24 protein-coding genes, 1 tRNA gene and 2 pseudogenes are annotated in these 25,622 nt (G+C 56.8%); 19 read left to right on the top strand and 8 right to left on the bottom strand.

Going from position 1 to position 25,622, the window contains the following annotated elements; translation table 11 throughout:
- Positions 1 to 25: 25 nt before the first annotated feature.
- On the bottom strand, positions 26 to 598 hold the full coding sequence (locus AC0L7S_RS14230; protein ID WP_473471643.1) for a GNAT family N-acetyltransferase: 573 nt from the start codon (positions 596 to 598) through the stop codon (positions 26 to 28).
- Positions 595 to 1,481 (bottom strand): annotated as a pseudogene (gene serB / locus AC0L7S_RS14235) (phosphoserine phosphatase SerB). Before serB ends, AC0L7S_RS14230 begins: the two are co-directional and overlap by 4 nt.
- Here serB and miaA point away from each other — a divergent pair.
- The 3 genes from miaA (at position 1,471) to AC0L7S_RS14250 (ending at position 3,854) form a co-directional block, all read left to right on the top strand.
- Positions 1,471 to 2,415 (top strand): tRNA (adenosine(37)-N6)-dimethylallyltransferase MiaA, encoded by a 945-nt coding sequence (gene miaA / locus AC0L7S_RS14240; RefSeq protein WP_473471644.1) that lies wholly within the window; start codon positions 1,471 to 1,473, stop codon positions 2,413 to 2,415. The pseudogene serB and the gene miaA overlap by 11 nt on opposite strands.
- 127 nt (positions 2,416 to 2,542) lie before the next feature.
- Complete coding sequence (locus tag AC0L7S_RS14245; protein WP_473471645.1) at positions 2,543 to 3,334, top strand: GGDEF domain-containing protein; 792 nt, start codon at positions 2,543 to 2,545, stop codon at positions 3,332 to 3,334.
- A gap of 151 nt (positions 3,335 to 3,485) precedes the next feature.
- Complete coding sequence (locus tag AC0L7S_RS14250) at positions 3,486 to 3,854, top strand: SpoIIAA family protein (RefSeq protein WP_473471646.1); 369 nt, start codon at positions 3,486 to 3,488, stop codon at positions 3,852 to 3,854.
- A 101-nt stretch (positions 3,855 to 3,955) separates the two neighbouring features.
- Here the strand turns inward: AC0L7S_RS14250 and AC0L7S_RS14255 are convergent.
- A pseudogene (locus AC0L7S_RS14255) lies at positions 3,956 to 5,783 on the bottom strand (ATP-binding protein).
- Positions 5,784 to 6,178: 395 nt separating this feature from the next.
- Here AC0L7S_RS14255 and AC0L7S_RS14260 point away from each other — a divergent pair.
- From AC0L7S_RS14260 to AC0L7S_RS14290, 7 genes are all read left to right on the top strand, one after another.
- Positions 6,179 to 7,960 carry an acetolactate synthase 3 large subunit gene (locus AC0L7S_RS14260; RefSeq protein ID WP_473471647.1) on the top strand — a complete coding sequence of 594 codons (1,782 nt, stop codon included), beginning with the start codon at positions 6,179 to 6,181 and terminating at the stop codon, positions 7,958 to 7,960.
- A gap of 79 nt (positions 7,961 to 8,039) precedes the next feature.
- Positions 8,040 to 8,612: an acetolactate synthase small subunit gene (gene ilvN / locus AC0L7S_RS14265; protein WP_473471648.1), complete on the top strand. Its 573-nt coding sequence runs from the start codon at positions 8,040 to 8,042 to the stop codon at positions 8,610 to 8,612.
- A 221-nt stretch (positions 8,613 to 8,833) separates the two neighbouring features.
- Complete coding sequence (locus AC0L7S_RS14270) at positions 8,834 to 9,430, top strand: LysE family translocator (RefSeq protein ID WP_473471649.1); 597 nt, start codon at positions 8,834 to 8,836, stop codon at positions 9,428 to 9,430.
- A 62-nt stretch (positions 9,431 to 9,492) separates the two neighbouring features.
- A complete protein-coding gene (gene nthA, locus AC0L7S_RS14275) occupies positions 9,493 to 10,098 on the top strand; it encodes a nitrile hydratase subunit alpha (RefSeq protein ID WP_473471650.1) in 606 nt (201 codons plus the stop codon).
- Positions 10,095 to 10,754, top strand: a complete 660-nt coding sequence (nthB, locus tag AC0L7S_RS14280) for a nitrile hydratase subunit beta (RefSeq protein ID WP_473471651.1) — start codon at positions 10,095 to 10,097, stop codon at positions 10,752 to 10,754. Before nthA ends, nthB begins: the two co-directional genes overlap by 4 nt.
- Entirely contained in the window at positions 10,741 to 11,097 is a 357-nt protein-coding gene (locus tag AC0L7S_RS14285) for a nitrile hydratase accessory protein (protein WP_473471652.1), read from the top strand. The genes nthB and AC0L7S_RS14285 overlap by 14 nt, the downstream gene beginning before the upstream one ends.
- Positions 11,098 to 11,134: 37 nt before the next feature.
- The gene (locus AC0L7S_RS14290; protein WP_473471653.1) at positions 11,135 to 12,262 is read left to right on the top strand and encodes an ATP-dependent DNA helicase; all 1,128 of its coding nucleotides are present in this window, start codon (positions 11,135 to 11,137) and stop codon (positions 12,260 to 12,262) included.
- Positions 12,263 to 12,332: 70 nt separating this feature from the next.
- On the opposite strand, the gene AC0L7S_RS14295 is transcribed toward AC0L7S_RS14290, so the two are convergent.
- Positions 12,333 to 12,734, bottom strand: a complete 402-nt coding sequence (locus AC0L7S_RS14295; protein WP_473471654.1) for a SpoIIAA family protein — start codon at positions 12,732 to 12,734, stop codon at positions 12,333 to 12,335.
- Positions 12,735 to 12,846: 112 nt separating this feature from the next.
- On the opposite strand from AC0L7S_RS14295, the gene AC0L7S_RS14300 reads away from it, so the two are divergent.
- From AC0L7S_RS14300 to AC0L7S_RS14320, 5 genes are all read left to right on the top strand, one after another.
- Positions 12,847 to 13,587, top strand: coding sequence for a pyridoxine 5'-phosphate synthase (locus tag AC0L7S_RS14300; protein ID WP_473471655.1), 741 nt, complete (start codon positions 12,847 to 12,849; stop codon positions 13,585 to 13,587).
- Positions 13,588 to 13,689: 102 nt separating this feature from the next.
- On the top strand, positions 13,690 to 15,603 hold the full coding sequence (locus tag AC0L7S_RS14305) for a potassium transporter Kup (RefSeq protein ID WP_473471656.1): 1,914 nt from the start codon (positions 13,690 to 13,692) through the stop codon (positions 15,601 to 15,603).
- 217 nt (positions 15,604 to 15,820) lie between these two features.
- Positions 15,821 to 16,438 (top strand): TetR/AcrR family transcriptional regulator, encoded by a 618-nt coding sequence (locus AC0L7S_RS14310; RefSeq protein WP_473474304.1) that lies wholly within the window; start codon positions 15,821 to 15,823, stop codon positions 16,436 to 16,438.
- 4 nt (positions 16,439 to 16,442) lie between these two features.
- A complete protein-coding gene (gene ilvC, locus AC0L7S_RS14315; RefSeq protein WP_473471657.1) occupies positions 16,443 to 17,462 on the top strand; it encodes a ketol-acid reductoisomerase in 1,020 nt (339 codons plus the stop codon).
- A 188-nt stretch (positions 17,463 to 17,650) separates the two neighbouring features.
- Positions 17,651 to 17,941, top strand: coding sequence for a PilZ domain-containing protein (locus AC0L7S_RS14320; protein ID WP_473471658.1), 291 nt, complete (start codon positions 17,651 to 17,653; stop codon positions 17,939 to 17,941).
- Positions 17,942 to 17,999: 58 nt separating this feature from the next.
- Here the strand turns inward: AC0L7S_RS14320 and AC0L7S_RS14325 are convergent, their stop codons facing one another.
- Positions 18,000 to 18,470 carry a BA14K family protein gene (locus AC0L7S_RS14325; RefSeq protein ID WP_473471659.1) on the bottom strand — a complete coding sequence of 157 codons (471 nt, stop codon included), beginning with the start codon at positions 18,468 to 18,470 and terminating at the stop codon, positions 18,000 to 18,002.
- Positions 18,471 to 18,634: 164 nt separating this feature from the next.
- Between AC0L7S_RS14325 and AC0L7S_RS14330 the strand changes: the two genes are divergently transcribed.
- Positions 18,635 to 19,747, top strand: coding sequence for an endonuclease/exonuclease/phosphatase family protein (locus AC0L7S_RS14330; protein ID WP_473471660.1), 1,113 nt, complete (start codon positions 18,635 to 18,637; stop codon positions 19,745 to 19,747).
- A 13-nt stretch (positions 19,748 to 19,760) separates the two neighbouring features.
- On the top strand, positions 19,761 to 20,492 hold the full coding sequence (locus AC0L7S_RS14335; RefSeq protein ID WP_473471661.1) for a hypothetical protein: 732 nt from the start codon (positions 19,761 to 19,763) through the stop codon (positions 20,490 to 20,492).
- 7 nt (positions 20,493 to 20,499) lie between these two features.
- Here the strand turns inward: AC0L7S_RS14335 and AC0L7S_RS14340 are convergent, their stop codons facing one another.
- From AC0L7S_RS14340 to AC0L7S_RS14350, 3 genes are read right to left on the bottom strand one after another with little or no spacing between them, the layout of a single operon-like run.
- On the bottom strand, positions 20,500 to 21,717 hold the full coding sequence (locus AC0L7S_RS14340) for an ABC transporter permease (protein ID WP_473471662.1): 1,218 nt from the start codon (positions 21,715 to 21,717) through the stop codon (positions 20,500 to 20,502).
- Positions 21,714 to 22,424 carry an ABC transporter ATP-binding protein gene (locus AC0L7S_RS14345; protein ID WP_473471663.1) on the bottom strand — a complete coding sequence of 237 codons (711 nt, stop codon included), beginning with the start codon at positions 22,422 to 22,424 and terminating at the stop codon, positions 21,714 to 21,716. The genes AC0L7S_RS14340 and AC0L7S_RS14345 overlap by 4 nt, the downstream gene beginning before the upstream one ends.
- A gap of 5 nt (positions 22,425 to 22,429) precedes the next feature.
- Entirely contained in the window at positions 22,430 to 23,725 is a 1,296-nt protein-coding gene (locus tag AC0L7S_RS14350; RefSeq protein ID WP_473471664.1) for an efflux RND transporter periplasmic adaptor subunit, read from the bottom strand.
- A gap of 113 nt (positions 23,726 to 23,838) precedes the next feature.
- Between AC0L7S_RS14350 and AC0L7S_RS14355 the strand changes: the two genes are divergently transcribed.
- Positions 23,839 to 24,750: a PhzF family phenazine biosynthesis protein gene (locus tag AC0L7S_RS14355; protein ID WP_473471665.1), complete on the top strand. Its 912-nt coding sequence runs from the start codon at positions 23,839 to 23,841 to the stop codon at positions 24,748 to 24,750.
- 308 nt (positions 24,751 to 25,058) lie between these two features.
- Positions 25,059 to 25,134 (top strand) — tRNA-Lys (locus tag AC0L7S_RS14360).
- The last annotated feature ends 488 nt before the right edge of the window (positions 25,135 to 25,622 follow it).

The following is a 25,622-nucleotide window of genomic DNA, read 5'->3' on the forward strand; positions in this document are numbered from 1 at the left end:
TCTGAGTAACTACAAGAAAAGGCGGCTACGATGCCGCCTTTTTCCGTTTGGCCCATTCTTTGGCCGTCATCCGATAGAATTTATGGCGTTTCAGATGCGGGTGGCTGTCTGGCACGCCGGGATGGTCGAAATCCCGCGCGGGATCAGCCGTCATGCCCAGGCGTTCCATTACCGAAAGCGAGCGGTGATTGGCGACCACCGCGAAAGACACGATTTCACGACAGTTCAGCTTCTCGAAGCCAAAGGCAAGCCATGCCTTGGCCGCTTCGCTGACATAACCGTTTCCCCAAAATTCCGGAGCAAGACGCCAGCCGATTTCGATGGTTCCCTGCGGCATGAAAGGCGTGTCTTCGGTCTTGCTCAAGCCGGCAAAACCGATGCATTCACCTGTCGTAGCCACCTCAATTGCGCTCCAACCGAAGCCATTTTCGTCAATTTTGGCGCAAAACTCATCCATTTTGGCGTCAGAATCGGTTCGATTTCGGCGAAAAGGAAAGAATTCCATGACTTTTTCGTCGGAATTTATGCGATGAAACAGGTCGCGATCACCTTCTTTCCAGTTTCGCAAGACCAGGCGTTGGGTGCGAAAAAGGGTCATTTGCTGAACTCGTCCAGACGATATCCTTGCAGATAAAGCAGCGCGGTGAGATCGCCGTGGTCGATGCGTACCTTGGCTTCTGCGGCGACGGAAGGCTTGGCGTGAAGGGCAACGCCCGTGCCGGCAAGGTGGATCATGTCAAGGTCGTTGGCCCCGTCGCCGACCGCGATTGCGTCATCAGGCGCAAGGCCAAGGCGAGCGGCAATTTCGTTCAAGGCGTCGGCCTTGGCAGCGCGTCCGAGGATCGGTTCGCTGACTTCGCCGGAGAGCCGCCCTTCATGCTCAATCAGGTGGTTTGCACGGTTTTCATCAAAGCCCAGTTGTTGCGCGATGCGTGTGGTGAAAACGTCAAATCCCCCGGAAACGAGGGCGGTCCATGCGCCATTGGCGCGCATGGTGGCGACAAGCGCGCTGGCACCTGACGCAAGGGTCAGCCGCTTGTCGATGATGGTGTCGATGACGGACATGTCGAGGTTTTTCAAGAGCGCCACGCGCTCCTCAATGCGGGTTCGAAGGCGATTTCGCCGTTCATCGAGCGCCGGGTAATTTCGGCGACATGGTCTTTGAGGCCAACCTCGTCGGCGAGTTCGTCGATGCACTCCTGGTCGATCATGGTCGAATCCATATCGGCGATGAGGATTTTCTTGCGGCGGGTTTCAGACTGTTGAACAACGATATCTATCGGCGCGGTGCCCAACGCTGCGCGCAAAGTTGCAATGGTTTGTTCTGTAGTTGTGCCTTGCGGAAGGTCGAGATCGCAGGCGATGCCTTCGGCAAGCCATGTGATGGCGCTTGCGTCGACAGCCTGTAACGCCTTATTCGCAAGGGGTACGCCAAGAGCGCGAGCGCAAGGATGGGAAATCAGCGTGGCAATGAGTGGCATTGACGGTTCCGGCGCAGAGGCGTTCGAGGGGCGCATAAAGAATGCGATCCTGATAGCGGGACCAACCGCCAGCGGCAAGTCGGCGTTGGCGCTCGACCTAGCCGTTCGTACTGGCGGCGTGATCGTCAATACGGATTCCATGCAAGGCTATTCGATCCTTGACGTGTTGACGGCGCGTCCGGGCAGGCAAGATCAGGAACGCGCGCCGCACCATCTTTACGGTCACATTCATCCATCAATGGCCTACTCCACCGGCATGTGGCTGCGCGATGTGATGCGGCTGATCAATGACGGCATGCTTGACGATAAGCCGGTCATTTTCGTTGGCGGCACCGGTCTCTATTTTCGTGCGCTGGCTGAGGGCATTTCTCCAATGCCGGACATTCCTCACCATATTCGAGAACACTGGCGCCAGGCGTTGATAGAGCAGGGGGCTATGAGGCTGCACCAGATCCTGACGAGCAAAGACCCGGAGATGGCGGCGACGTTGCGCGAGGGCGACGGGCAGCGCATCGTGCGGGCGCTGGAGGTGCTCGAGGCGTCCGGGTGCTCCCTCCAGAAGTGGCAGGCGGCGCGCGGTCACCCGCTTATCGACCACGCCAGTGCAAGATTTTTCGTCATCGAACCGGACCGAAGCGAGCTGGTCGAACGCATTGAAAAGCGTTTTGATCAGATGGTGGCGCGCGGAGCGATCGAGGAGGTGCGCAGTCTTGACGCCTTGCAACTCGATCCTGCGTTGCCGGCGATGAAAGCGATAGGCGTGCGCGAACTTCATGCGGCCATTGAAGAAAAGATATCGCTTGCAGAAGCGGTCGAGCGTTCCAAGATCGCGACACGCCAATATGCGAAGCGCCAGGTGACGTGGTTTCGCCATCAACTGGGCGCGAATTGGCAGCGACTGGACCCGGCCAAAGGCCACAAGATCGGGATTTAGTATTGCAATTGAATACAATTTAAACGAATATTGATGTGTTATTATTCGCGTATTGGTTGCTTAAATTAACGATTGGTAAGGATGCTGCCGGCATATTGGACCCGGGCAACATTTCGGCGGGTTATCAATGCGTTTCCACAAGGCGGAATCGGCATTCTTCATTCTTGTTTTCATGATCCTTGCCGCGGGCTTGGTGCTGCTTCACGCCTATAGCGTTCTCCAGAATCTGGCTCCCGATGTTTGGCAGCCGGACAAGATTGCCGACATCGTCTATATATCGAAGCTCCTGTTCATTTCGGGCATTCAACTGAGCGTGGCGCTGATTTTCGGGATGTTCTTCATCTACCCGCTGATCCGCAGACAGTTGCGTGAAGAAGGCAAGTTGCGCGCCATGACAGTGTCACTGAGTGCGCGCTCGGACACCTTCCAGCTTGCCGCGCTCACCGATGGCCTGACGGGAACGCAAAATCGCCGCTATTTTGACGATGCGTTGCGAGAGTACCTTGAGGAATTTCATCGCATCGACAAGCCGGTTGGCCTGATGATCCTCGATCTCGATCATTTCAAACTGGTCAACGATACGCATGGCCACGATGTGGGTGACGAGGTCTTGAAGGCGATCGGCAGCTGCCTCAAGGATATAACGCGCTACCATGACGTGGTGGCGCGTTTGGGCGGCGAAGAGTTTGCGGTGGTGACGCCAAATATGGATGCCCAGCGGCTGGCCAGATTTGCCGAACGAATCCGAAATTCAATTGCCGCCATCACCATTCGCACAGGTGATGTTCACCTGAAGGTAACAGCGAGTATGGGGCTTGCCGTATGGGATCGCAAAGAAACGGCTGAAGAACTCTATCGACGCGCTGATCGCCAACTCTACGAAGCAAAGCGGCAGGGCCGCAACCGGGTTTGCGCCTGAGGCATTGATGGAGGTGGGAGGCACCGAACCTCTGCGCGTCATCAATGCAGCTTTTCTACTTTATCTGAAGCCTTTCCGATCAATTTCGGAACCGACGCTTGGGCCATTGGTTATCCACCAGACGATCAAATTCATCAAATCGGAGACACTTATGTTCAAACCGTTGGATGCCCCGGAAAATGTATGGGCAATGAAAATTTCAGGTGATGTGAGCGTGGAAGACGTTCACGCCATGTATGCTGAACTGGACGCGATGCTCAAGGCCAACAAGACCATTGGCGTGGTCATGGACATAGGAGATTTTAGCGATGCTTCACCCGAAGCGATTAGCGCTGATGTGAAACATGAACTTAGCCTGCTTGGAAACATCACACAGTTCAAGCGCATGGCTCTGCTGACTGACAAGAAATGGATATCCTATCTTGTCGAGCGCCTTGATCCTGTTATTCCGACAATGAAAATGAAAATATTTTCGTTGGGTGAGTCAGAAGCAGCGATCAATTGGGCCGCTTCCGAATGAAGCAACATCGCGTCTAAAGGGATTCATGCAGGGTGCTTTAAACTTTTGTTTTTGTGCATGTCGTTGTCTGAAAACCGCTGCACACTATTGGGTGATATCCACTATTCGCTTTGCGGGCGCAGGCCGAAAGTTGCGGGTTTCAGGCCGTAGCGAAGGTCGAAATCGTCGTCGGCCTGGATGCGTGGCTTGACGACTTTGCGGTAGTCAGGATCGCCAGCTTGGCGCCCGGCATCTACGGCCTCGGCAAACACCATTGACTGCTGTGGCTTTGGCACGTTTCTCAAACGGTCGACGATTGCGGCGAGATTGACATCCTGTCCGGTGTCGCCAAGCGTCGTATCATTTGGCTTGTTCGCGCCGGGTATCAAGGAATCATCGAGCTTTTCGAATTTCAGGCGCATGGTCGTTGCGATGCCTTCACCAAAGGCAATCGCTTCGCGCTGGCCCATCGAAGACAGGAACGACAATGTAGATGCCGAGGAATCGGCAATTGCCGAGCGGATAATCGCCTGATCCTGCTCGTTGGCGAGGCGCATGGCGAAGAATGTCGAGCACTGTGACAGGATCGTCGGATCGAGTTCGCCGGGGCGCTGGGTTACGATGCCGAGATAACAACCATATTTGCGCCCTTCCTTGGCGATGCGTGACAAGGCATAGCGGGTCGGCGCAAATCCGAGGCGGGAATCTGCCGGCATGTAGCGATGGGCTTCCTCGCACAGAACAAGCAGACGCAACCGTCCCTCGCTCCAAAGGGCGAGGTCGAAAGCGAGGCGAGCCAGAACCGAGCAGACGGAATTGACGACCTCTTCGGGCATGCCCGCCATTTCGAAACAGGTGACCGGACGGCCATCATGCGGGACGCGGAAGATGTTGCCGATGGTTTCGTGGATGTTGTCTTCGATGAGCCGAGAATTGAACATGAAGCGGTAACGTGGGTCGGATGCTGCCGATTCAATACGCGTCTTGAGGGATTTCAGGAACGGGCGGTCAGTCTTGCTATCGAGGAGGCCGATACGCTCGTCAATCTGCTTTATCAGGTCGGCGATGCGGTAGGGCACCGGTGTGTCGGCCGTCATCGCGTCCGCGCCGCGCCGGACATAGGCACCAGAACCCGGATTGCGGTACAAATTCTTGGCCACCGGGATAAGGTCGCGAAGGATATCCACTTCTTCCGTAATGGAATCGTGCCCGCGATACAAAACTTCAGAAAATTCCTCAAGCTTGAACATCCAGAAGGGGAGATCGAGCGTCGTGGAGTCAACCCTGACACAATATTCCGGCAACGATGCGGCAAACTCGTTGTGAGGGTCGAGAATAAGGATTCTAAGATCGGGACGTGCCTCGATCGATTTGCGCAAGAGCAGAGATACGGCGGTGGATTTGCCAACACCGGTGGTGCCGACAATGGCAAAATGGCGAGCCAGTGTGTCGTCAATCGCGATGTTCGCGTCGATCTGGGTGTCCTGCGCCAACGACCCTATGGTTACCGCACGGCGGCCGGCGAGATCATAGACTGCTTGCAGGTCGTGGGTGCGGATGCGATGAGCGGGTGCGCCGACATGCGGATAATTGGTGATGCCACGATCAAAGATCGGCACGCCATCATCTTCGTGGCTGTCACGCACCTCGCCGACGAGTTCGACTTCGACTTCGATGGGGTTCGGTGTGTCGTCTTGCCAGGTGCGATCCGATTTTCCTATGCCATAGACCAAACCCACGGTGCGGGTTGAGCCGAGATTGATGGAAATCATCTTGCCGACGACCCAGCGGTTGCTCTCGTCAGCGGTTTCATCGGCAATAGCACTTATGATCGCGTGTCCGCCGTCGCATTGCACAATATGGCCGAGGATACGGTCCTCTACCTGTTGGGCGGCTCTGCGTTCTTGCGAAGTGGTCTCACCACCATTGGATTCTGCGTTCTACAAACATATAGGACCCCCGTTCCCTGACCCTTTTTCATACAGGGTTCGGGTTAAAAGGCAGTGTTTGGTGATGGTTTAGAGAAAGTTCCCGATTCTGTTCCGATTTTACGATTTCGACAGAAGGGGGCGTTGATCTGGTAAGTGAAGTTGCCAGGGGGAAACGGTGTGCGGGAATTTGCGAGAGCAGCAGTTGACAGTTCGGCAAGTTCGCACTTATTGTCCGCGCCCATGAACAGAATAGTCATTCTCGTAGTAGGAAAGCGCATGGGCAAGGTGGTGTAACCACCGGGCGAAAGCACCATGCGCAGACACAGGCTCCCTCGGGGGCCTTTTTTATTGCCCAAAACAGGATTAAACGACCAACACGCGCCTTAGTAGCGAAGACAAAACGGGATCGGACGGATGAGCAACGGACAAAACGAGCAGCGCGAAATGACAGGCGCCGAAATGGTGGTGCAGGCGCTGATCGACAACGGCGTCAAACATATATTCGGCTATCCGGGCGGCGCGGTCCTTCCTATTTACGACGAGCTTTTCCAGCAGGAGGATGTCGAGCACATTCTGGTGCGCCACGAGCAGGGTGCGGGTCATGCAGCCGAAGGCTATGCGCGCTCGACCGGCAAGGCGGGCGTCATGCTGGTGACATCTGGTCCGGGTGCCACCAATGCGGTGACGCCGTTGCAGGATGCGCTGATGGATTCGATCCCGCTGGTGTGCCTGACAGGGCAGGTGCCAACCTCGCTGATCGGCTCCGACGGGTTTCAGGAATGCGATACGGTTGGCATTACGCGCCCGTGCACAAAGCACAATTGGCTGGTGAAGGACGTCAACCAGTTGGCCGCGACCATACATGAAGCTTTCCACGTGGCGACCACTGGCAGGCCAGGTCCAGTCGTGGTGGATATTCCCAAGGATGTGCAATTTGCCAAGGGCATCTACGTGTCGCCGCAGATTGCGCCACGCACAAGCTACAGGCCCAAGGTGCAGGGCGACCTGGACAAGATCAAGGCCGCGATGGAGATGATGGCGGGGGCGAAAAAGCCCGTTCTTTATACCGGTGGCGGTGTCGTCAATTCCGGCCCGGAAGCATGTCAGCTCCTGCGCGAACTGGTGGACCTGACCGGCTTTCCGATCACCTCGACACTGATGGGGCTTGGTTCATATCCGGCATCCGGCAAGAACTGGCTTGGCATGCTTGGCATGCACGGCACCTATGAAGCCAATATGGCGATGCATGATTGCGACGTGATGGTCTGCGTTGGAGCCCGGTTTGACGACCGTATTACCGGGCGACTGGATGCATTCGCGCCGAACTCCAAAAAGATCCATATCGATATCGATCCATCGTCGATCAACAAGAATGTGCGCGCCGATATTGGCATCATCGGCGATATCGGCAGGGTTCTGGAAGATATGGTGCGACTGTGGCGGGCGAGCGCCAAGGCCGACAAGAAGGCGCTTTATCCGTGGTGGGAGCAGGTCGCCAAATGGCGGGCGCGCGATTCACTTGCCTATAAGCCGAACTCCGACGTCATTATGCCGCAATACGCGATCGAGCGGCTCTACGAACTGACCAAGGATAAGGACACATATATCACCACCGAAGTTGGCCAACATCAGATGTGGGCAGCCCAGCATTTCCATTTCGAGAAGCCGAACCACTGGATGACTTCGGGTGGACTTGGCACCATGGGCTATGGATTGCCGGCAGCACTGGGCGTGCAGGTGGCGCATCCCGACGCTCTGGTTGTCGACATTGCCGGCGATGCCTCGGTGCAGATGACCATTCAGGAAATGAGCGCGGCGGTGCAGCACAATGCTCCGATCAAGATATTCATCCTGAACAACCAGTATATGGGCATGGTGCGCCAATGGCAGCAGCTCTTGCATGGCAACCGCCTGTCACATTCCTATACCGAGGCGATGCCCGATTTCGTCAAGCTTGCCGAGGCCTATGGCTGCCATGGCATTCGCTGTGACAAGCCGGGCGAACTGGACGATGCGATCAAAGAGATGATCTCGGTCAAGCTGCCGGTGATCTTCGATTGTCGCGTGGCGACCCTTGCCAATTGCTTTCCGATGATCCCGTCGGGCAAGGCGCATAACGAGATGCTTTTGCCTGACGAAGCGACGGACGAAGCCGTGGCAAATGCCATCGACGCCAAGGGCAGGGAACTGGTGTAGGCGATCAGGTGGCGCGGTGGTGTTAAAAGCCGCGTAAAAACAATAAACTGGCTCAAGACCTCAAGATCGAGATTCAAATATGAACGCGCAGCTTCAACCCACCGGATCGGCCTATTTCATCGCCAAGGAAACCGAAATACCCGAAACCCATACGCTATCGGTATTGGTGGACAACGAACCGGGCGTGCTGGCGCGGGTCATCGGTTTGTTTTCCGGGCGCGGCTACAATATCGAGAGCCTGACCGTTTCGGAAACCGAGCACGAACAACATCTGTCACGCATCACCATCGTGACGCGAGGCACGCCGCATGTGCTGGAACAGATCAAGCATCAGCTGGAGCGCATCGTTCCGGTGCATCGGGTGGTCGACCTGACGGTTCGCGCCCATGAACTGGGGCAGGATCGTCCGCTGGAGCGTGAACTTGCGCTGGTGAAGGTTGCAGGTACCGGCGATGCCCGTGTCGAGGCGTTGAGGCTTGCCGACGCGTTTCGCGCGCATGTGGTAGATGCCAATACCGAACACTTCATCTTCCAGATCACCGGCAAGGGTACGAAGATCGATCAGTTCATTGCGATCATGCGACCGCTCGGCCTTGAAGAAATCTGCCGGACCGGCGTTGCCGCGATGAACCGCGGTGCACAGGGGATGTAACGCGCACAGACTGTCGGGTTTTGCCGAAGCCTGTTGGTCTACAGATATTTGCGATCTGGAAATTTCATGCATTCGGAAAATATGGCAATAATGCTGACCTAAAGCACGTTGCGTTCTAAGGGATTCATGCAGGGTGCTTTAAGCCTTTGTTTTTGTGCATGTCGTTGCCTGAAAAACCGCTGCACAGTTTTGGGCGGCATGCAATAAATGGATGCGCGCCGATGACATTCGACACACTCCTTGCCTTGATGGTCTATGCTTTGGTGGCCTCGATTACACCGGGCCCGAACAATCTGATGCTGTTGTCGTCCGGGGTTAATTTCGGGTTCGCTCGTACCATTCCGCACATGGTGGGCATTGGTGTCGGGTTTGTCATATTGCTGCTTGCCGTTGGGTTCGGTCTTGGTGCGGTGTTGCTGGCCTTTCCATTTCTGAGCACAGCATTGAAGGTCGCAGGTGGTGCTTATCTGCTCTATCTATCGTGGAAAATCGCCACCTCCCGATCAGTTGCAGGAAAGGCTGAGAGCCAGGCGCATCCGATGAGCGTGCTCGATGCTGTTGCATTCCAATGGGTCAATCCGAAAGCCTGGGTGATGGCGGTCACCGCGATGGCACTCTTCACCAATCCGCAAAGGCCGTTTCTATCGGTGGTGTTGGTTGCCACGGCATTCGGTGTGGTGAATTTTCCGAGCGTGTCCGTATGGGCGGGCTTTGGTACTGCATTGCGTGGCTTTCTGTCCGACCCGGTGCGGCTGAAATGGTTCAACATTTTGATGGGTATCCTGCTGGCGGCAACGCTGTGGCCGATGATACGGTAAATTTCGGAGGCGGCGATTGCCTCCTTCTTGAACGCCTGAACATCCGGGAATAGGTTTTCACGATGTCTCATGACCATGACCACGACAATGAACTTGATCCATTCGCCGCACGGGTGCGCGCTTTGGAGACCATCCTGACGCAAAAGCGGTTGATTGACCCCACGGCAATCGATGTCATCGTCGATACTTATGAAACCAAGGTCGGCCCCCGCAATGGCGCAAAGGTCGTTGCCAAGGCGTGGAGCGATGCCGGTTTTGCCGATTGGTTGAAGCGTGACGCGACGGCGGCAATTGCCTCGCTTGGGTTTACCGGCAGGCAAGGTGAACATATGCAGGCCGCGTTCAATACGCCGGACACGCATAACCTTGTCGTTTGCACGCTTTGCTCCTGCTATCCCTGGTCGGTTCTGGGCTTGCCTCCGGCCTGGTACAAGGCACCTGCCTATCGCAGCCGTGCCGTCATCGACCCGCGCGGCGTGCTGGAGGAGTTTGGCGTTGTGCTGCCCGCAGACATGAAGATCCGCGTGTGGGATTCAACTGCGGAACTCCGCTATCTCGTCGTGCCGCTACGGCCCGACGGCACCGAAGGGCTTGGCGAAAAAGAACTGGCTGAACTGGTAACGCGCGATTCGATGATCGGCACGGGACTGGCGAGGCCGGCAGCATGAACGGGCCGCACGATCTTGGCGGCCAGATGGGATTTGGCCCGGTTGCGCCGGAAAAGGATGAACCGGTCTTTCATGGCGAATGGGAAAAACGCGCGCTTGGGGTGACGCTTTGCGCAGGTGCTCTTGGGGCCTGGAACCTTGATGAAAGCCGCCATGCGCGGGAATCACTCGCTCCTTCGGACTATTATTCCTCAAGCTATTACCAGATATGGATCAAGGCGCTGGAGACGCTGCTTGTGCGCCATGGGTTCGTCAGCAACGCCGATCTGGCGGCTGGCAAGGCAGTTAATGCAACGGCTACGACGAAGCGGGTTTTGAAAGCGCAGGATGTGCCCGCTGTGCTTGCCAGAGGTGGGCCGTGCGACCGGCCGATTGACACGCCCGCGCGTTACAAAGTGGGCGACCGTGTTCGAGCGAAGAATTTCAATCCTGTCGGCCACACGCGTTTGCCACGCTATGCCAGAGCGCGGCAGGGGGTCGTTGAGGCTGTGCGCGAAGGTTTCGTCTTTCCCGACAGCAATGCGCATGGCGCGGGCGAGGCCCCGCAGCGGATTTATACGGTGGTGTTTGACGGTGTGGAAATTTGGGGCGAGGAGGCTGACCCGACGCTGACTGTCTCTATCGACGCCTGGGAGAGTTATCTTGAACCTGCATGAGGGCGTTGTAGCGGAGGCGCCGGTCTTCGATGAGCCGTGGCAGGCGCAAGCCTTCGCCATGACCGTGGCATTGCACCAAAGTGGCCTGTTTACATGGGCGGAGTGGGCACAGGCACTTTCGAGCGAGGTCAAAACGCCTGCTGCCGCGGCAGACGGCCACGACTATTACCAGCATTGGCTTGCAGCCCTTGAAAAGCTGCTTGCCGCCAAGGGGGTGGCCGGGAGGGTCGAGATCGACGTGTTGAGTGCTGCGTGGGAGCGCGCGGCACATGCGACGCCGCATGGCAAGCCGATCCTTCTGGAGAACGACCCGGGCAGCGTGCAGGCAATGAGCATCGAGTGAACTTGCCTTTAGTCACCGAATCCTGTCTCACCTTCATATGGAATTTTCTCCTCAACAAGACGATGCGCTGAAGCAGGTAGCGAAATGGCTGAAAGCCGGAAAGCCGCAGCTTTTCCGGCTGTTTGGCTATGCAGGCACCGGCAAGACGACCTTGGCGCGCTATTTTGCCGAGCATGTCGACGGGCAGGTTCAGTTTGCGGCTTTCACCGGCAAGGCGGCACAGGTGTTGCGCTCAAAAGGGGCCGTCAATGCCCGCACCATCCATTCGCTGATCTATCGTCCGCGCGGCGAGGAAGCCATTGAAGACGAGGCGACGGGCAAGACCTCGATGTCGCCGACGTTTTCGCTGAACCGTCAAAGTCCGATCTCGCGTGCCGCGCTTGTCATCATCGATGAATGTTCGATGGTCGATGAGCAGCTTGGCCGCGATCTGATGAGTTTTGGAACGCCGATCCTCGTGCTGGGCGATCCGGGGCAGTTGCCGCCGATTTCAGGAGGTGGGTTCTTTACCGAATATGAGCCGGATTTCCTGCTGACCGAAATTCACCGGCAGGCTCGCGACAATCCGATTATCCGCCTGGCTCTCGATGTGCGAGAGGGGCGCGAGTTTGTCCGTGGCGACTATGGCGCGGCGCAAGTGATCGGCAAGGAGGACGTGACACAGGATCTGGTGGTCGAGGCGGATCAGGTGCTTGTGGGTACGAACCGCACCCGACGGCGCTACAATCAACGGCTGCGTGAACTGAAAGGTTTTAACGCCAATTATCCGCAAGCCGGCGACAAGCTGGTGTGTCTTCGCAACGATCCGGCCAAGGGTTTGCTTAACGGCTCATTGTGGAAGGTGATGACGGCATCGCGCGAAACGGTGAAGCCGGGCATCAATCTTCTTGTTTCGCCCGAAGAAGACGATCCTGATCGCGGTGTTTCCAAGATCAAGCTGTTAAAGGCCGCATTTGAAACGCCTGATGCCGAAATTTCATGGCAGCAGAAGAAGCGATTTGACGATTTCGACTATGGCTACGCGCTGACGGTACACAAGGCGCAAGGGTCGCAGTGGAACAACATCGTGCTGTTCGATGAGAGCTGGGCTTTCAAGGAAACACGCCAACGCTGGCTTTATACCGCGATCACGCGGGCGGCGGAGCAGTTGACGATCGTTCGTTGAGATGGCTTTCCTCGAATCAACAAACGCCAGCAAGCTATTGATTTACATTCCGTTTGATGACTCTTGGTCGCTATTTTTCACTTGGTTGTGCTTCCAGCCATTTCCACGCCTCGGCCTCGTCTTCAGCTTTGAAATGCCTGAGTTGGGTTGGCAATGCGGGTGAGAAAAAGCCGATCACGTTACCGGTCCAGTCGGGCTCTCCGACGGTGGCGCAGCGTTTGATATGGCGAGCCGCCAAAGCCTTGCCCTGTTCGAGTGTGTCTTTGTCGATTTGCAACCAATCGACACCATCGTGATCGTATAGACGCACAAGAACATCTAGTTGCGGGTGAAGCGCATAGGCGGCTTCCAGCAGTCCGAACAGATTTTCTGCATCGGCAGATGAGACATGACCGACGATATCCATGGCAAAAAGGGTGTCTTTCGTCGTTTCAATACGGCGAATTGCCGGAACTTCATCGAGAAAATTCATGATGTGTCCTTCGCTGGCGTTTACTCTATGTGTATCTGGAACACAGAAAACCCCTGTCTGTTCCCATCAAAGGCAAGTATAGATGCGCTCCGCGAACGATCTGGAGCTGGAAATGCCTGCGAAACTGTCGGTCAATCTCAATGCCATCGCCATGTTGCGCAACCGGCGCGATCTGCCGTGGCCGAGCGTGACAGGGCTGGGGCGCATTGCACTTGGCGCAGGCGCACACGGGCTGACGGTACACCCGCGCCCCGATCAGCGGCACACGCGCTATTCCGATCTGCCGGAAATCCGGGCGCTCGTCGATGACGAGTTCCCCGAGGCCGAATTCAATATCGAGGGCTATCCGACAGAAGAGTTTTTGCGCCTTGTGGAAGAACATCAACCGGAGCAGGTGACGCTGGTGCCCGACGACCCATCGCAGGCGACGTCCGACCACGGGTGGAACTTTGCCGAACAGGGCGCGTTCCTGACACCAATCGTCAAGCGTCTGAAGAAATCGGGCTTTCGTGTTTCGCTGTTTTCCGATGCGGATATGGATGGCGTTAAGGGAGCGCGAGACACGGGCGCGGACCGGATCGAGCTTTATACGGGGCCTTATGCGCAGTCACATTCCGATTCCACAAAAGCGGCGAAGGAATTGGAAAGACTGGGAAAAGTGGCTGATGAGGCGATTGCGGCAGGGTTAAAGGTCAATGCTGGGCATGATCTGGTCGTGAGCAATCTGCCCGCCTTGATGGGACGCGTTCCGGCGCTGAGCGAAGTGTCTATCGGGCACGGGTTGACAGCGGATGCGCTGGAGTATGGCATGGCCGCGACGATTGGTAGATTCCTGAAGGCCTGCGGCTGGTGACGCGGTTTTTGCGGGTCATGGATATAAGAGCCCTTACGCAAAGGGACTTGATATTGCGTTGCAGCAAGAGTAGAGCACCGCGCGCTTAACGGAGTCTTGTCAATGGCCCTTGCCGACAGCGATAGCGAGGCAGAGCCCGTCGAACAAACGAGCCAGTCCGAGCATACGAAGCAGGCAACACAAGTGTTGATGCTGGGTGCTCTTGGTGTCGTCTATGGCGATATCGGAACGAGCCCGATCTATGCCTTTCGCGAGGCGTTGCACGCATCTTCCGGCATGGCCCTGCGCAGCGATGTGCTTGGCATGCTGTCGCTGATTGTGTGGGCGCTGACCATTGTCGTGACGATAAAATACGTCGCGTTCGTGCTCAGAGCCGACAATGAGGGCGAGGGCGGTACGCTATCATTGATGGCGCTGGCGCGAAGCGCTTACCCTGCCGGATCAAAAATGATCCTTGGCATCGGCCTTTGCGGTGCCGCGCTGTTCTTTGGTGATGCAATTATCACGCCGGCCATCTCCGTCTTGTCGGCGGTCGAGGGTATCGAGGTGGTGACGCCCAATCTCGATTCGTACGTCGTGCCGATTACTTTGGTGATCCTTGCTGTTGTGTTTTCCGTGCAGCGATTTGGCACAGGGCGCGTGGCGATCGTCTTTGGCCCGATCATGGCGATCTGGTTTGTTGCGCTTGGCGCATCGGGCTTGTTTCACCTTCTGGACGACCCGTCCGTGCTGTTTGCCATCAACCCCTATTATGCCGTGGCTTATCTGGTATCGCAGCCGGAAGTGGCTTTCGTAACCGTTGGCGCGGTGTTTCTGGCTGTTACCGGGGCTGAAGCGCTCTATGTCGATCTTGGCCATTTTGGCCGGCGGCCGATTGTCCTGACCTGGTTTGCCATTGTTTTTCCCTGTCTGCTTCTCAACTATTTTGGCCAGGGGGCATTCGTTCTCGCGCATGGCGGCAAGCCGGAGAATCCGTTTTTCGAAATGATGCCCGAATGGAGCCTCGCGCCGATGGTGGGGCTGGCCACGGCCGCGACCGTCATTGCCAGCCAGGCGGTGATCTCGGGTGCTTTTTCGCTGACACGACAGGCCGTGCAACTCAATCTCTTGCCGCGCATCGAGGTGCAACACACCTCCGAGATGCAACTGGGACAAATCTACATGCCGCGCGTCAACCTGCTTCTGGCCATCGCGGTCATGCTTCTGGTGGTCGGCTTCGGCAGTTCCAGTTCGCTGGCGTCGGCCTATGGTATTTCGGTGACCGGCGAGATGTTGATGACGACGGTGCTTTTGTTCGTGGTCATGCGGTCGCTGTGGAAGTGGAAGTTTGCAGCAGCCTTCTCGCTGGTTGTGCTGTTCGGGATCATCGATAGCGGGTTCTTCCTGGCGAATATCGTCAAGATTGCCGATGGCGGTTGGGTATCCATCGGAGCGGCCTGTATCATGGCTCTCATCATGGTGACGTGGATCAAGGGCAGCCGTCATCTGTTCGACAAGACAAGGCGAAACGAAATCCCTCTCGACTTTCTGGCTGGAAACCTTCTCAAGAAAAAGCCGCAGCTCGTGGCAGGAACAGCGGTTTTCCTGACAAGCGACCCTTTGAGCGCACCGACTGCGCTGATGCATAGCCTCAAGCACTACAAGGTGTTGCACGAACAAAACGTCATCTTGTCCGTGGTTACGGCACAACAACCGACTGTGCCGGATAAGGAGCGCGTCAAGCTTGAAACGGTCAATGAGCTGTTCATGCGGGTGACGCTGAATTTCGGCTATATGGAACATCCAAACATTCCGCGCGCGCTGGCCATGTGCCGCAAGCAGGGCTGGAAATTCGATATCATGACGACCTCGTTCTTCCTGTCGCGGCGCTCGCTCAAGGCTTCTTCCAGCTCCAATATGCCGATGTGGCAGGACCGCCTCTTTATCGGATTGGCACGCTCGGCGGCGGATGCGACCGAATATTTCCAGATCCCGACCGGGCGCGTGGTTGAAATTGGCACACAAGTGGCGATTTAGCGCGGTTCCGGGAAGTGGGCGGTTTTCCACCCAAGACTGAGTAAAAATTCGGAGCGGTTCGGCGTTGCGACGAGAAGTGCTTGCGCTGGCTTTAACAGTCGGGCATAAACCGAACCGTAACGTACGGTACTGAGTCGGCGATGTTGCATTTCCTTTGGAAAGATTTGTGTTGCAGGTGATCGAGAGCGAAGTGGGAGAGAGGCTGACGGCGCGCCAGATGGACGTGCTGAATGCTGCTTTGCGGCTGTTGGTCGAGGAAGGTGACAATCTCACCATGACGGCGGTTGCGCGCCGGGCAAGCTGCTCGAAGGAAACGCTCTACAAATGGTTTGGTGGCCGAGATGGCCTTTTGACGGCAACCGTCCAGTGGCAGGCTTCCAAGGTACGGGTGGCACCGCTCGATCAGGCAGGGCTGGACCTGGTTTCGCTGACGGCCAGTCTAGAAGGGTTTGCGCGAGATTGGCTCAAGGTGATTGCAAGCGACACGTCCGTCGCGCTCAACCGGGTGGCAGTCGGGCACGCCGGATCGGGAAAGGACAATCTCGGTGCAATCGTGCTTGAGAATGGACGGTTTGCCTTGGCTCGACGTCTGAAACCGGTGCTGGAAGCAGGCAGGCAGGCGGGGCTTCTCACCTTTGACGACGCCGAGACGGCGTTTCGCACATTCTTCGGGCTGGTTGGCCGGGACGTGCAGATCCGCCTGTTGCTTGGCGACCGGCTGGAATTGACTGTGGCGACGATCAACGGCGATGCCGCGCGCGCGACGCAACAGTTTCTCGCTCTTCATGGAGCAATGAACGGCCGCAAGGCCACTGACATCAAACGGGAAGGATAACAGAATGCGTGTCTATTATGATCGCGATGCCGATCTCAATCTCATCAAGGGCAAGAAGGTTGCCATTATCGGCTATGGTTCGCAGGGTAGGGCACATGCGCTCAACCTGAAGGATTCCGGTGCGAAAGAGATAGCTGTCGGTCTCAAGGCTGGCTCGGCAACCGCCAAGAAGGTCGAAACAGACGGGCTGAAGGTCATGACCGTTGCGGATGCGGCCAAGTGGGCTGACCTGATGATGATGGCGACGCCCGACGAATTGCAGGCCGACATCTACAAAAACGAGATTGCTCCGAATATTCGTGACGGTGCGGCGATTGCCTTCGCGCATGGTCTCAATGTGCATTTTGGCCTGATCGAGCCGAAGGATACGATCGATGTCGTGATGATTGCGCCGAAGGGCCCCGGCCATACGGTGCGTGGCGAATACCAGAAGGGCGGCGGCGTGCCATGTCTGGTTGCCGTCAATCACGACGCATCGGGCAATGCGCTCGATCTGGCGCTTTCCTATGCCTGCGGCGTTGGCGGCGGTCGCTCCGGCATCATCGAAACGAATTTCCGCGAAGAGTGCGAAACCGATCTGTTCGGTGAACAGGTCGTGCTTTGTGGCGGTCTGGTCGAACTGATCCGTGCTGGTTTCGAAACGCTGGTGGAGGCTGGTTATGCTCCCGAAATGGCGTATTTCGAGTGCCTGCACGAAGTGAAGCTGATCGTTGACCTGATCTATGAAGGCGGTATCGCCAACATGAATTACTCGATCTCCAATACGGCGGAATGGGGCGAATATGTCTCGGGTCCGCGTATCATCACAGCCGATACCAAGGCTGAAATGAAACGGGTTCTCAAGGACATTCAGACCGGAAAATTCACCAGTGAATGGATGCAGGAATACCGGGCAGGCATGTCGCGCTTCAAGGGTATCCGTCGCAACAATGACGAGCATCAGATCGAGGAAGTCGGTGCCAAGCTCCGCGCCATGATGCCGTGGATTGCGAAGAACCAGTTGGTGGACAAGGCCAAGAACTGAGCAAACCCACGAATTCCAGTCTGCGCAATTTTGGGATTTACCGATTACGCGCAATTGGCTGGCGAAACTTGTTCACACGCCGATGGAGAAATCCGTCGGCGTTTTCGCGTTTCAAGCTGTGCCATTTCGAAACGTCGATGTTGGCACGAAAATCGCTTTGTCAGAGGCAGGGACAAGGACGTAGGCAAATGGATATGAACAGGGACAAGCAGAACGGCCATGCAGGCGTTTCAGCCGAATGCCGTGCGTTCGCGCGGCGACGCGTATTGAAAGGCGCTACGCTCACCTTCAACAAGGGGTATGGTGCGATGGAGTGCGTGGTGCGCAATGATAGCGAGGGTGGCGCGCTGTTGGAATTCGGAGACGCCTCTGCCGTGCCGGCGTTTTTCGACCTGAAGGTGAACGGTGCCGATGCATCGCGTTCAGTGCGGGTGCGTTGGCGCACAATGACCAATGTGGGTGTCGAGTTCACCGATTAGCTGTTTGATGACGCCGTTGCCAACGGCGTCATTTCACGATGTGGCGGCTATGAACCCGTCACCGATAAGGTGAGTAACAGGGCTTGCGCGGACCGTGATATGGCTGAAACGTATTGTCCCATGCCCTATACGAGCGATAGCGCGAATAGCACCAGTTGACGTGAGAATTGGAGAGGCGGCGCGGCCGAATGTGACGCCGGGGTTCTACATGATATCGATAAGCAGGCGCGCCGAGGCCAAGGCCGAAGAAGATGCCGGAACCGCGATAGAAATTGCGATGGCGTCGCTGCCGTTGGTGAAACCGGCGGCCCTGACGATATTGCCGTTTGCGCCATCGCTTTTCTGCTTGCTGGTTATTGCCTGCCCAGCCTTCACGCACAGGAATGACGCCTGTTTGGACGCTGTTGGCCAATGGAATGGCAGGTGCCGATGCCGGTAGCGGCCCGGCCAGCGATTGCGCTGAAAGCGCGCCAACCAGACAAAAGGCCGACAGGCCTGCTTTCACAGAGAATGAAAGAAATGGTTTCATTTTACGCTCCAAATGTTTGTTGGCCCCGCGCCACCACACTAGGATTTCATGGCACGATGGCGCTTTAAGAATGAACGAGGGATGAACGCGATGGTTCCCTGAGTTAACGGAACCGTGTTCGGGTGCCCTTGTATTCTGCTTCGCTTGCAGGCAATGGTCACACCATGTCGCTTCGTCTTGCTACCTTCAATGTCGAGAACCTGATGAACAGGTTCGATTTTTCCGGCTACCGCAATCAAACCCGCCAGGATCGAACGCTATCCTTGTTCGATATCAAGAGCGAAGCTGAATACAGGTCGCTTGAGCAGGCGCGCGCCATCGCGCATTCGGACGACACCCGCCAGTTGACGGCATTGGCCATCGGTGCTGCCCGCGCCGATATTATCTGCATGCAAGAAGTCGATAATATGGAGGCGCTCAAAGCCTTTGAATATGGCTATCTTTTCAAGATGGTGGGGAAGGCTACCGGCAAAAATATACCACTGCCGGAAATGATCTCGCGTGGTATCGATGTTGCACTGATGATGCGCGAAGAGACAGCGCACGGCCAGCCAATCGAATTCGTGCGAATGACCAGCCACGCGCATGTGACTTTCGATGATTTCGGGCTGCACACGCCGGAACTCGCGGCCGTGGGGCAGGAGGCGCATGAACGCATTTTCCGGCGTGACTGCCTGGAAATAGACCTGAAAATCGGTGGCTTGCCGATGACGCTCTATCTTGTCCATTTCAAGTCAATGGGGCCGCCGCGCAACGGCATGGATGGCCGCGAGGCGACAATGCCGGTTCGCATCGCGGAGGCGCAGGCCGTTCGCCGCATTATTGAAGACCGGTTTGGAAAGCAGCATGCCGCCAACAAACGCTGGGCGATCTGCGGAGACATGAACGACTACCGGCAACGCCTGAAAATCGACGGCGATGCGCATGACGGCTATCGCTTCGAAGTTGCCGATGACAGCGAGTCTTGCCTGAATGTCCTGCTTGCCGGTGGGTTTTGCGAGAATGTGGTGGAGCGCCGCCCGGAAATGGATCGCTGGACGCTTTACCACACGCGCGGACCGCAGGAGCGGCATCTGTGCCAGCTTGATTATATTCTGGTGTCGAAAGCTTTGGCGGCCCGCAATGAGAGCGCCATTCCCGATATCATTCGCAATGGCCAACCGTGGCGCACGCCTTTTCCAACGGGGCAGGAGATCGAACGTTTTCCTCGCGTGGGATGGGACCGTCCAAAGGCATCCGATCATTGTCCCGTGGTGGTGACGCTGGACATAGTGTGAGGGATTGCGACGCGTGATTTGCGATTTGCCGCGCGATGTCATCTTACCGGTCGATATTATCGACGTGCGGCTGGACCCCGGCCAGCATCCCTTCGAGCGCGACAATGCGCAAGCGATTGCCGCTAATTGGGAATGCGAGGTGGCGCAAAATCCCGCGCTATTCGACGGCACTGTGGTTTTGCTATCGCAGCTTGCCTTTCGCGAAGGGCGGCTTTCCGGTCTTTGCCATCCGGTGCGCTATGCGACGTTTCTGCATTGGCGCAACAACCGCGAAATGGCGGGAACCGAACACGCATTTGCACATGCGATGCTGGTTTCAAGCGATGGCGCGCTCATTACCATCAGAATGGCACCACATACCGTCAATGCCGGTTGCGTATATTTTGCCGCCGGATCATTCGAGCCATGCGATTTCCGCGACGGGCTGGTGGACGTCGAATTCAACATGAAACGTGAAGTCGAGGAAGAGACCGGCCTCGACCTTGACCAGGCTACGCGCGACAGCCGGTACTATGTGCTGGCGGGCGGAACGGGTATTGTGATTTTTCGCCGCTATGTCATGGCGCAACCCGCCGATGAGATTGCCCGGACGATCAAAGCCCATGTCGCTGGCGAGGACACCCCGGAAATCGAAGGCCCGGTCATTATCCGCAATGCGCTGGATATTCCTGTGGGGCTCATGCCCCACATGCGGCCGCTGGTCGATTGGCATTTTGGCGGTGCTGGCAAGCAGGCGTCGGCCTGAATAGCGACTATTCGTGCCTTAGTGCGTCGATCGGATTGAGGCGGGCACCGCGCAGGGCGAGGAAGAAACCGAACACCATGCCAATCAATGCTGAAAAGCCAACGGCGAGCATGATGATTGCCGGACTCGGGGCAAACGGTATCAATAAAAACAGCGATGCGGCTCCGGCCAGCGACAGGCCAAGGAAGATGCCGATAATGCCGCCGAGAAGCGACAGGACGGTTGCTTCAACCAGAAACTGGATGAGGATGTGTTTTTCCTGTGCGCCAATGGCAAGGCGGATGCCGATTTCCCGCGTCCGTTCCGTTACCGAAACCAGCATGATATTCATGATGCCGATGCCGCCAACGAGCAGGCTGACACCGGCGACGGCCCCCAACATGCCGGTCATGGTGGTGGTGGCGCTGGCCATCGTATCGGCGATCTGGGTCAAGTCGCGGATCGAAAAATCGTCCTGCCGATCGGGCGTGATGCGGCGCGTGTCGCGCAATATGTCCTCGACGCGTGTTTGCAAAACGCTCGTCGGGGTGGCGTCATCGGCTGCGACATAGATGGTTTCGATATTCCGGTTGCCGGCAATGCGCCGCTGATAGGCGGCAAGCGGCATCAGGATGATATTGTCCTGATCCTGCCCAAAGCCGGTATAACCCTTGGCTTCGAGAAGGCCGATAATCCTGCAATTGGTTCGATTGACGCGAATGATTTCGCCGTCGGGATCGCCCGCGCCAAAGAACTGCTGACGAACCGTTTCTCCAATCAGGCAAACACCCGTGCCGCTGCGGGTTTCCGATTCTGAAAATGTTCGGCCGGAGACGATTTTCCAGTCGCGCGCTTCCAGAAACGTACTGTCGGTTCCGGTGACGCCAACAGTCAGGCTTTCAGTGCCGTAAATGACCCGCACCTGTTTTTGCGATGCCGGTGCAATGGCACGCGCACCGTTCAGGTGTTTGGTGAGTGCAGCAAGATCTTTGCCATCGAGTGGGCGAATGACGACATCGGGTCCGCTCGGGCCACCGCGTCCGGGAGGGCGGCCGGAACGCACAACCAGCAGGTTGGAGCCAAGCTTGGCGATGTCGGCCTTGACCTTCGCCGTGGTGCCCGACCCGATGGTAAGCATGGCGATGACGGCGGCAACGCCGATGACAATGCCGAGCAACGTCAGGAACGAGCGCAGCGCATTGCGGCGAACGGAACGAAGGGCAAGGCGCACGGTTTCCCAAATCATGATGGCACGGCCTCGTTGTTGGCGGTGTCGGACTCGACGCGGCCATCAAGGAAGCGGATGGTGCGTTGCGCATGTTCTGCCACGTCGGCTTCGTGCGTGACCATGACGATGGTGAGGCCGAGTTCCGTGTTCAGGCGGGTTAGAAGATGCATGATCTCCTGGCTGCGGGCGGTGTCGAGATTGCCCGTTGGCTCATCCGCGACCAACAGCATCGGTCTTGTCACAATAGCTCGCGCAATCGCCACACGTTGTTGCTGGCCGCCTGAAAGTTCGGCTGGTGTGTGATGTTCGCGCCCGCGCAAACCGACTTCGTCCAAGGCGCGCATGGCAAGTTCACGCCGCTTCGAGGCGGCGACGCCGCGATAGATCAATGGCAGTTCGACATTTTCCGCTGCGGTGGTGCGTGGCAAGAGATTGTAGCCCTGGAAAACGAAGCCGACATAGAGGTTGCGCAAGAGTGCGCGCCGGTTCCTGTCGAGACGACCGGCATCGACGCCTTTGAAGGAATAGGTTCCTGCTGTTGGCGTGTCGAGGCAGCCGATGATGTTCATCGATGTCGACTTTCCCGAGCCTGACGGCCCCATGATGGCGACAAATTCGCCGGGCGCAATGGACAGATCAACGCCGGCGAGCGCGTGAACCTGTGTTTCGCCCTGACCGTAGGTTTTCCAAACCGCGTCGAAGGTGATGAGTGCGGGCGCGGCCATTGGACCTAACCCTGTTGCTGCGATGCCGTGATGACCTGATCGCCTTCAGCGAGGCCCGACAATATCTCGGTCAGTTCGCCGTTGGTAGCACCGACTTTGACATTGACGGCAAGCGGCGAGCCATTCTTCAACACGTAGAGCGTGCGCGTGCCGTCTGCCGGCTTCTGGTTCTGCTGTGCCTGGCGGTTACCTCTTGAGCGGCGCATGCGGCCCGTGAACATGCTCAGCAGGCTGAAGCCACGATCTTGCCGAGCTTCAGAAGGAGAAAAGCGAAAGGCGGTCGAGGGAACGGCAAGGACATCGTTTGCCTGTCTGGTGACCACGGTGACGGTTGCGGTCATGCCGGGGCGAAGCAGCAGTTCGTCATTGGCGACTTCGAGGCGCGCGTCGTAGGTGACGACGCCATCGGTGGTGACGGAGGCGTAAGAGATGTCGCGGATAGCTGCATCGAATACGCGCTCGGGAAAGGCATCCACTGTGAAGCGAGCCTGTTGGCCCGGCTTGACGGTACCAATGTCGGCTTCGTCGATCGCGGCCTTCAACTCCATCTTTTTCAGGTCTGCGGCGATGACAAACAGGATGGGTGCTTGCAAGGAGGAGGCGACAGTCTGGCCGGGATCGACGGAGCGTGTCAGAACCATGCCGTCGATGGGTGCATAGATGGTGCTCTTGTCGAGGTCGGTTTGCTGGGCCTTGAGGTCGGCATTGGCGATTGCGAGATTTGCCTCGGCGCTATCGAGAGCACTGGCTGAGCGGTCGCGAGTGGCGGTTGCGGCTTCCAACGCCTGATCGGTCGCCATGCCACGCTTGGTCAGGGCCGTGGCGCGCACGAAGGCCTGCTCGCTCTCTTTCAACGTGATTTTGGCATCATCGACCTTGGCCTGCGCGGCCCTTGCAGACGCCTTGGCACGTTCGATCTGGACCTCGAGCTTGGAAGTATCGAGAACGGCGAGCACGTCGCCGCGTTTGACCTGCTGGTTTTCGCTGACTGGAACCGAGCGGACGACGCCCGACAACTCGCTTGAAATATCGACCTGCGTGAGGGGTTGAAGCGTTCCCGTCGCCGACACTTCGATGGTCAGGTCCGAAAGTGCTGCGGGCGTAGTGGTGTATTCGATCTTGGCGGGAGTCTCGGCATAAAACTGGTAGCCGATGACAGAAGCCGCGATGACAATCAAAGTGAGGAAGGTGTACAGCCAGACATTTCGGCGCTTTTTGGCCGCACCGGTGCCGTCAAGCCCAAGAGCCGTTTCGATAGCGGAATCCGATTCCGCCTTTGGCGGATTGACAATCTGGTCCACACTGGACCCCTATTCTGCTTCTTACGTCCCTATAAGCAACACATCAGTGCTTATGGCTTGAATTTCAAATTAAATTTCGCCCATGTTTGGGCCAAGACATGGGATTTGTGGCAATGCAGGGACGCAACTACCTGATTTATGACGTGTTTACCTGTGAGCGCATGAGCGGCAATCCATTGGCCGTGGTGCTCGATTGCGATGGCTTGGATGAAGCGGCCATGCAGCGAATCGCGCGGGAGTTCAATTATTCCGAATCCGTGTTCGTATTGGCACCGGACAATGACGCCCACCGGGCACGTATTCGCATCTTCACACCGGACTATGAAATGCCGTTTGCCGGACACCCGACCGTCGGCAGCGCCATTGCGCTTACCGAGCTGGAAGAAGATTGCGGCGCGGCGGGTATATTCGTGCTGGAGGAAAACATCGGGCCGGTGCGCTGTGCGGTCAGCAAGGTGGGTAGCGTAACATTTGCCGAGTTCGATCTGGCAAAATTGCCGGAGCCGATGGAACTTTCGGTGGATGCCAGCGCAATTGGTGCGGCGTTGGGGCTCGGCCCGCATGAGATCGGATTTGAAAACCACCGTGTATCCTATTGGTCTGCCGGTGTTCCTTATGTGACGATCCCGGTGGCCGATCTGGAAGTGGCGTCAAGAGCGCGGCTGGACAATCAGGCCTGGTCTGAACTTGCCCCGCGCAAGAGTGACTGGGCGTTTGCGAGCCCCTATGTCTACTGCCGTGAGACGGTGAACCATGACAGCGCGTTTCATGCGCGCATGTTTGTGCCCGGCAATCCTTCCTACGAAGATCCCGCGACAGGATCGGCGGCGGCGGCCTTTGCTGGAGCGATCATGCATTTCGATGGACCGGGCGAGGGGATCTCGCGCCTTTGGATAGAGCAGGGTCTCGAAATGGGGCGTGCCTCAAAAATCCGGCTTGAAATGGAAGTGGAACGGGGAATTTTGACCGGTGCACGCATTGGCGGCCATGCCGTCAAGATCGCGCAGGGGCTCCTCTATATCTAGTGCATGTCGCCCGAAAGCGTGCAGCGGTTTTTTAGACAACGACATGCGCAAAACAAAGGCTTAAAGCACCCTGCATGAACCCCTTTAGACGCGATGTGCTTTAAGCCATTCGACATTGGTGAGACAGTAGGTGTCACTTTGATGCTGTTTCCTCATCGCTTCCAGTGGGAAGCGGGGTCATATATCCACTGCCTGCGGTGCGTCAGGTAGACAGGGCTCGGCTAATTGTCGCGAAATAGCTTCGCGGGGCTGGACATGCCAGATAGTGGCAGTTATATGCGCGCCAACGCTGGTTTTTCCGGCGGCGTGGGTGTGTAGCTCAGTTGGTAGAGCAGCTGACTCTTAATCAGCGGGTCTACGGTTCGATCCCGTACACACCCACCAATGATTTCAATGGGTTATAGTATTAGGTTTTCTGAGATTCTGATTTTGGGTAACAAGATCGGTAGCAGAATTCTTTTCATGAGATTGCGAGCATATGGATAGCCACGCGCGAGGCTTGAAGTCTAAGGGGTATCAAACATTGTAGTTTCTACGGTTGGGTTTGGAGAGTGCTGAACTCTCATCGGCTGTGAATTTTCACTGGACCGGAGCCTCATACAGTTGGGCGCAATGCAACTGCTTTCGCTGCACTTTCAGATGTTGGCACAGGGTTATCGACAGCGCGATTTTCGCTCTTATAGAAATGCCGAATTGTACTTTACAATCAGCATGAGAGACCTGCTCGAAGTAGGGTCCAAGCCCGACCCGATTTTACAGCCATCACAGAGTGAAAGCCTCTCCACTAGAGCACATCGCGTCTAAAGGGGTTCATGCAGGATGCTTCAAGCTTTTGTTCTTGTGCATGTCGTTGTCTGAAAAACCGCTGCACA

Source organism: Mesorhizobium sp. G2-6-1, from assembly GCF_055809095.1.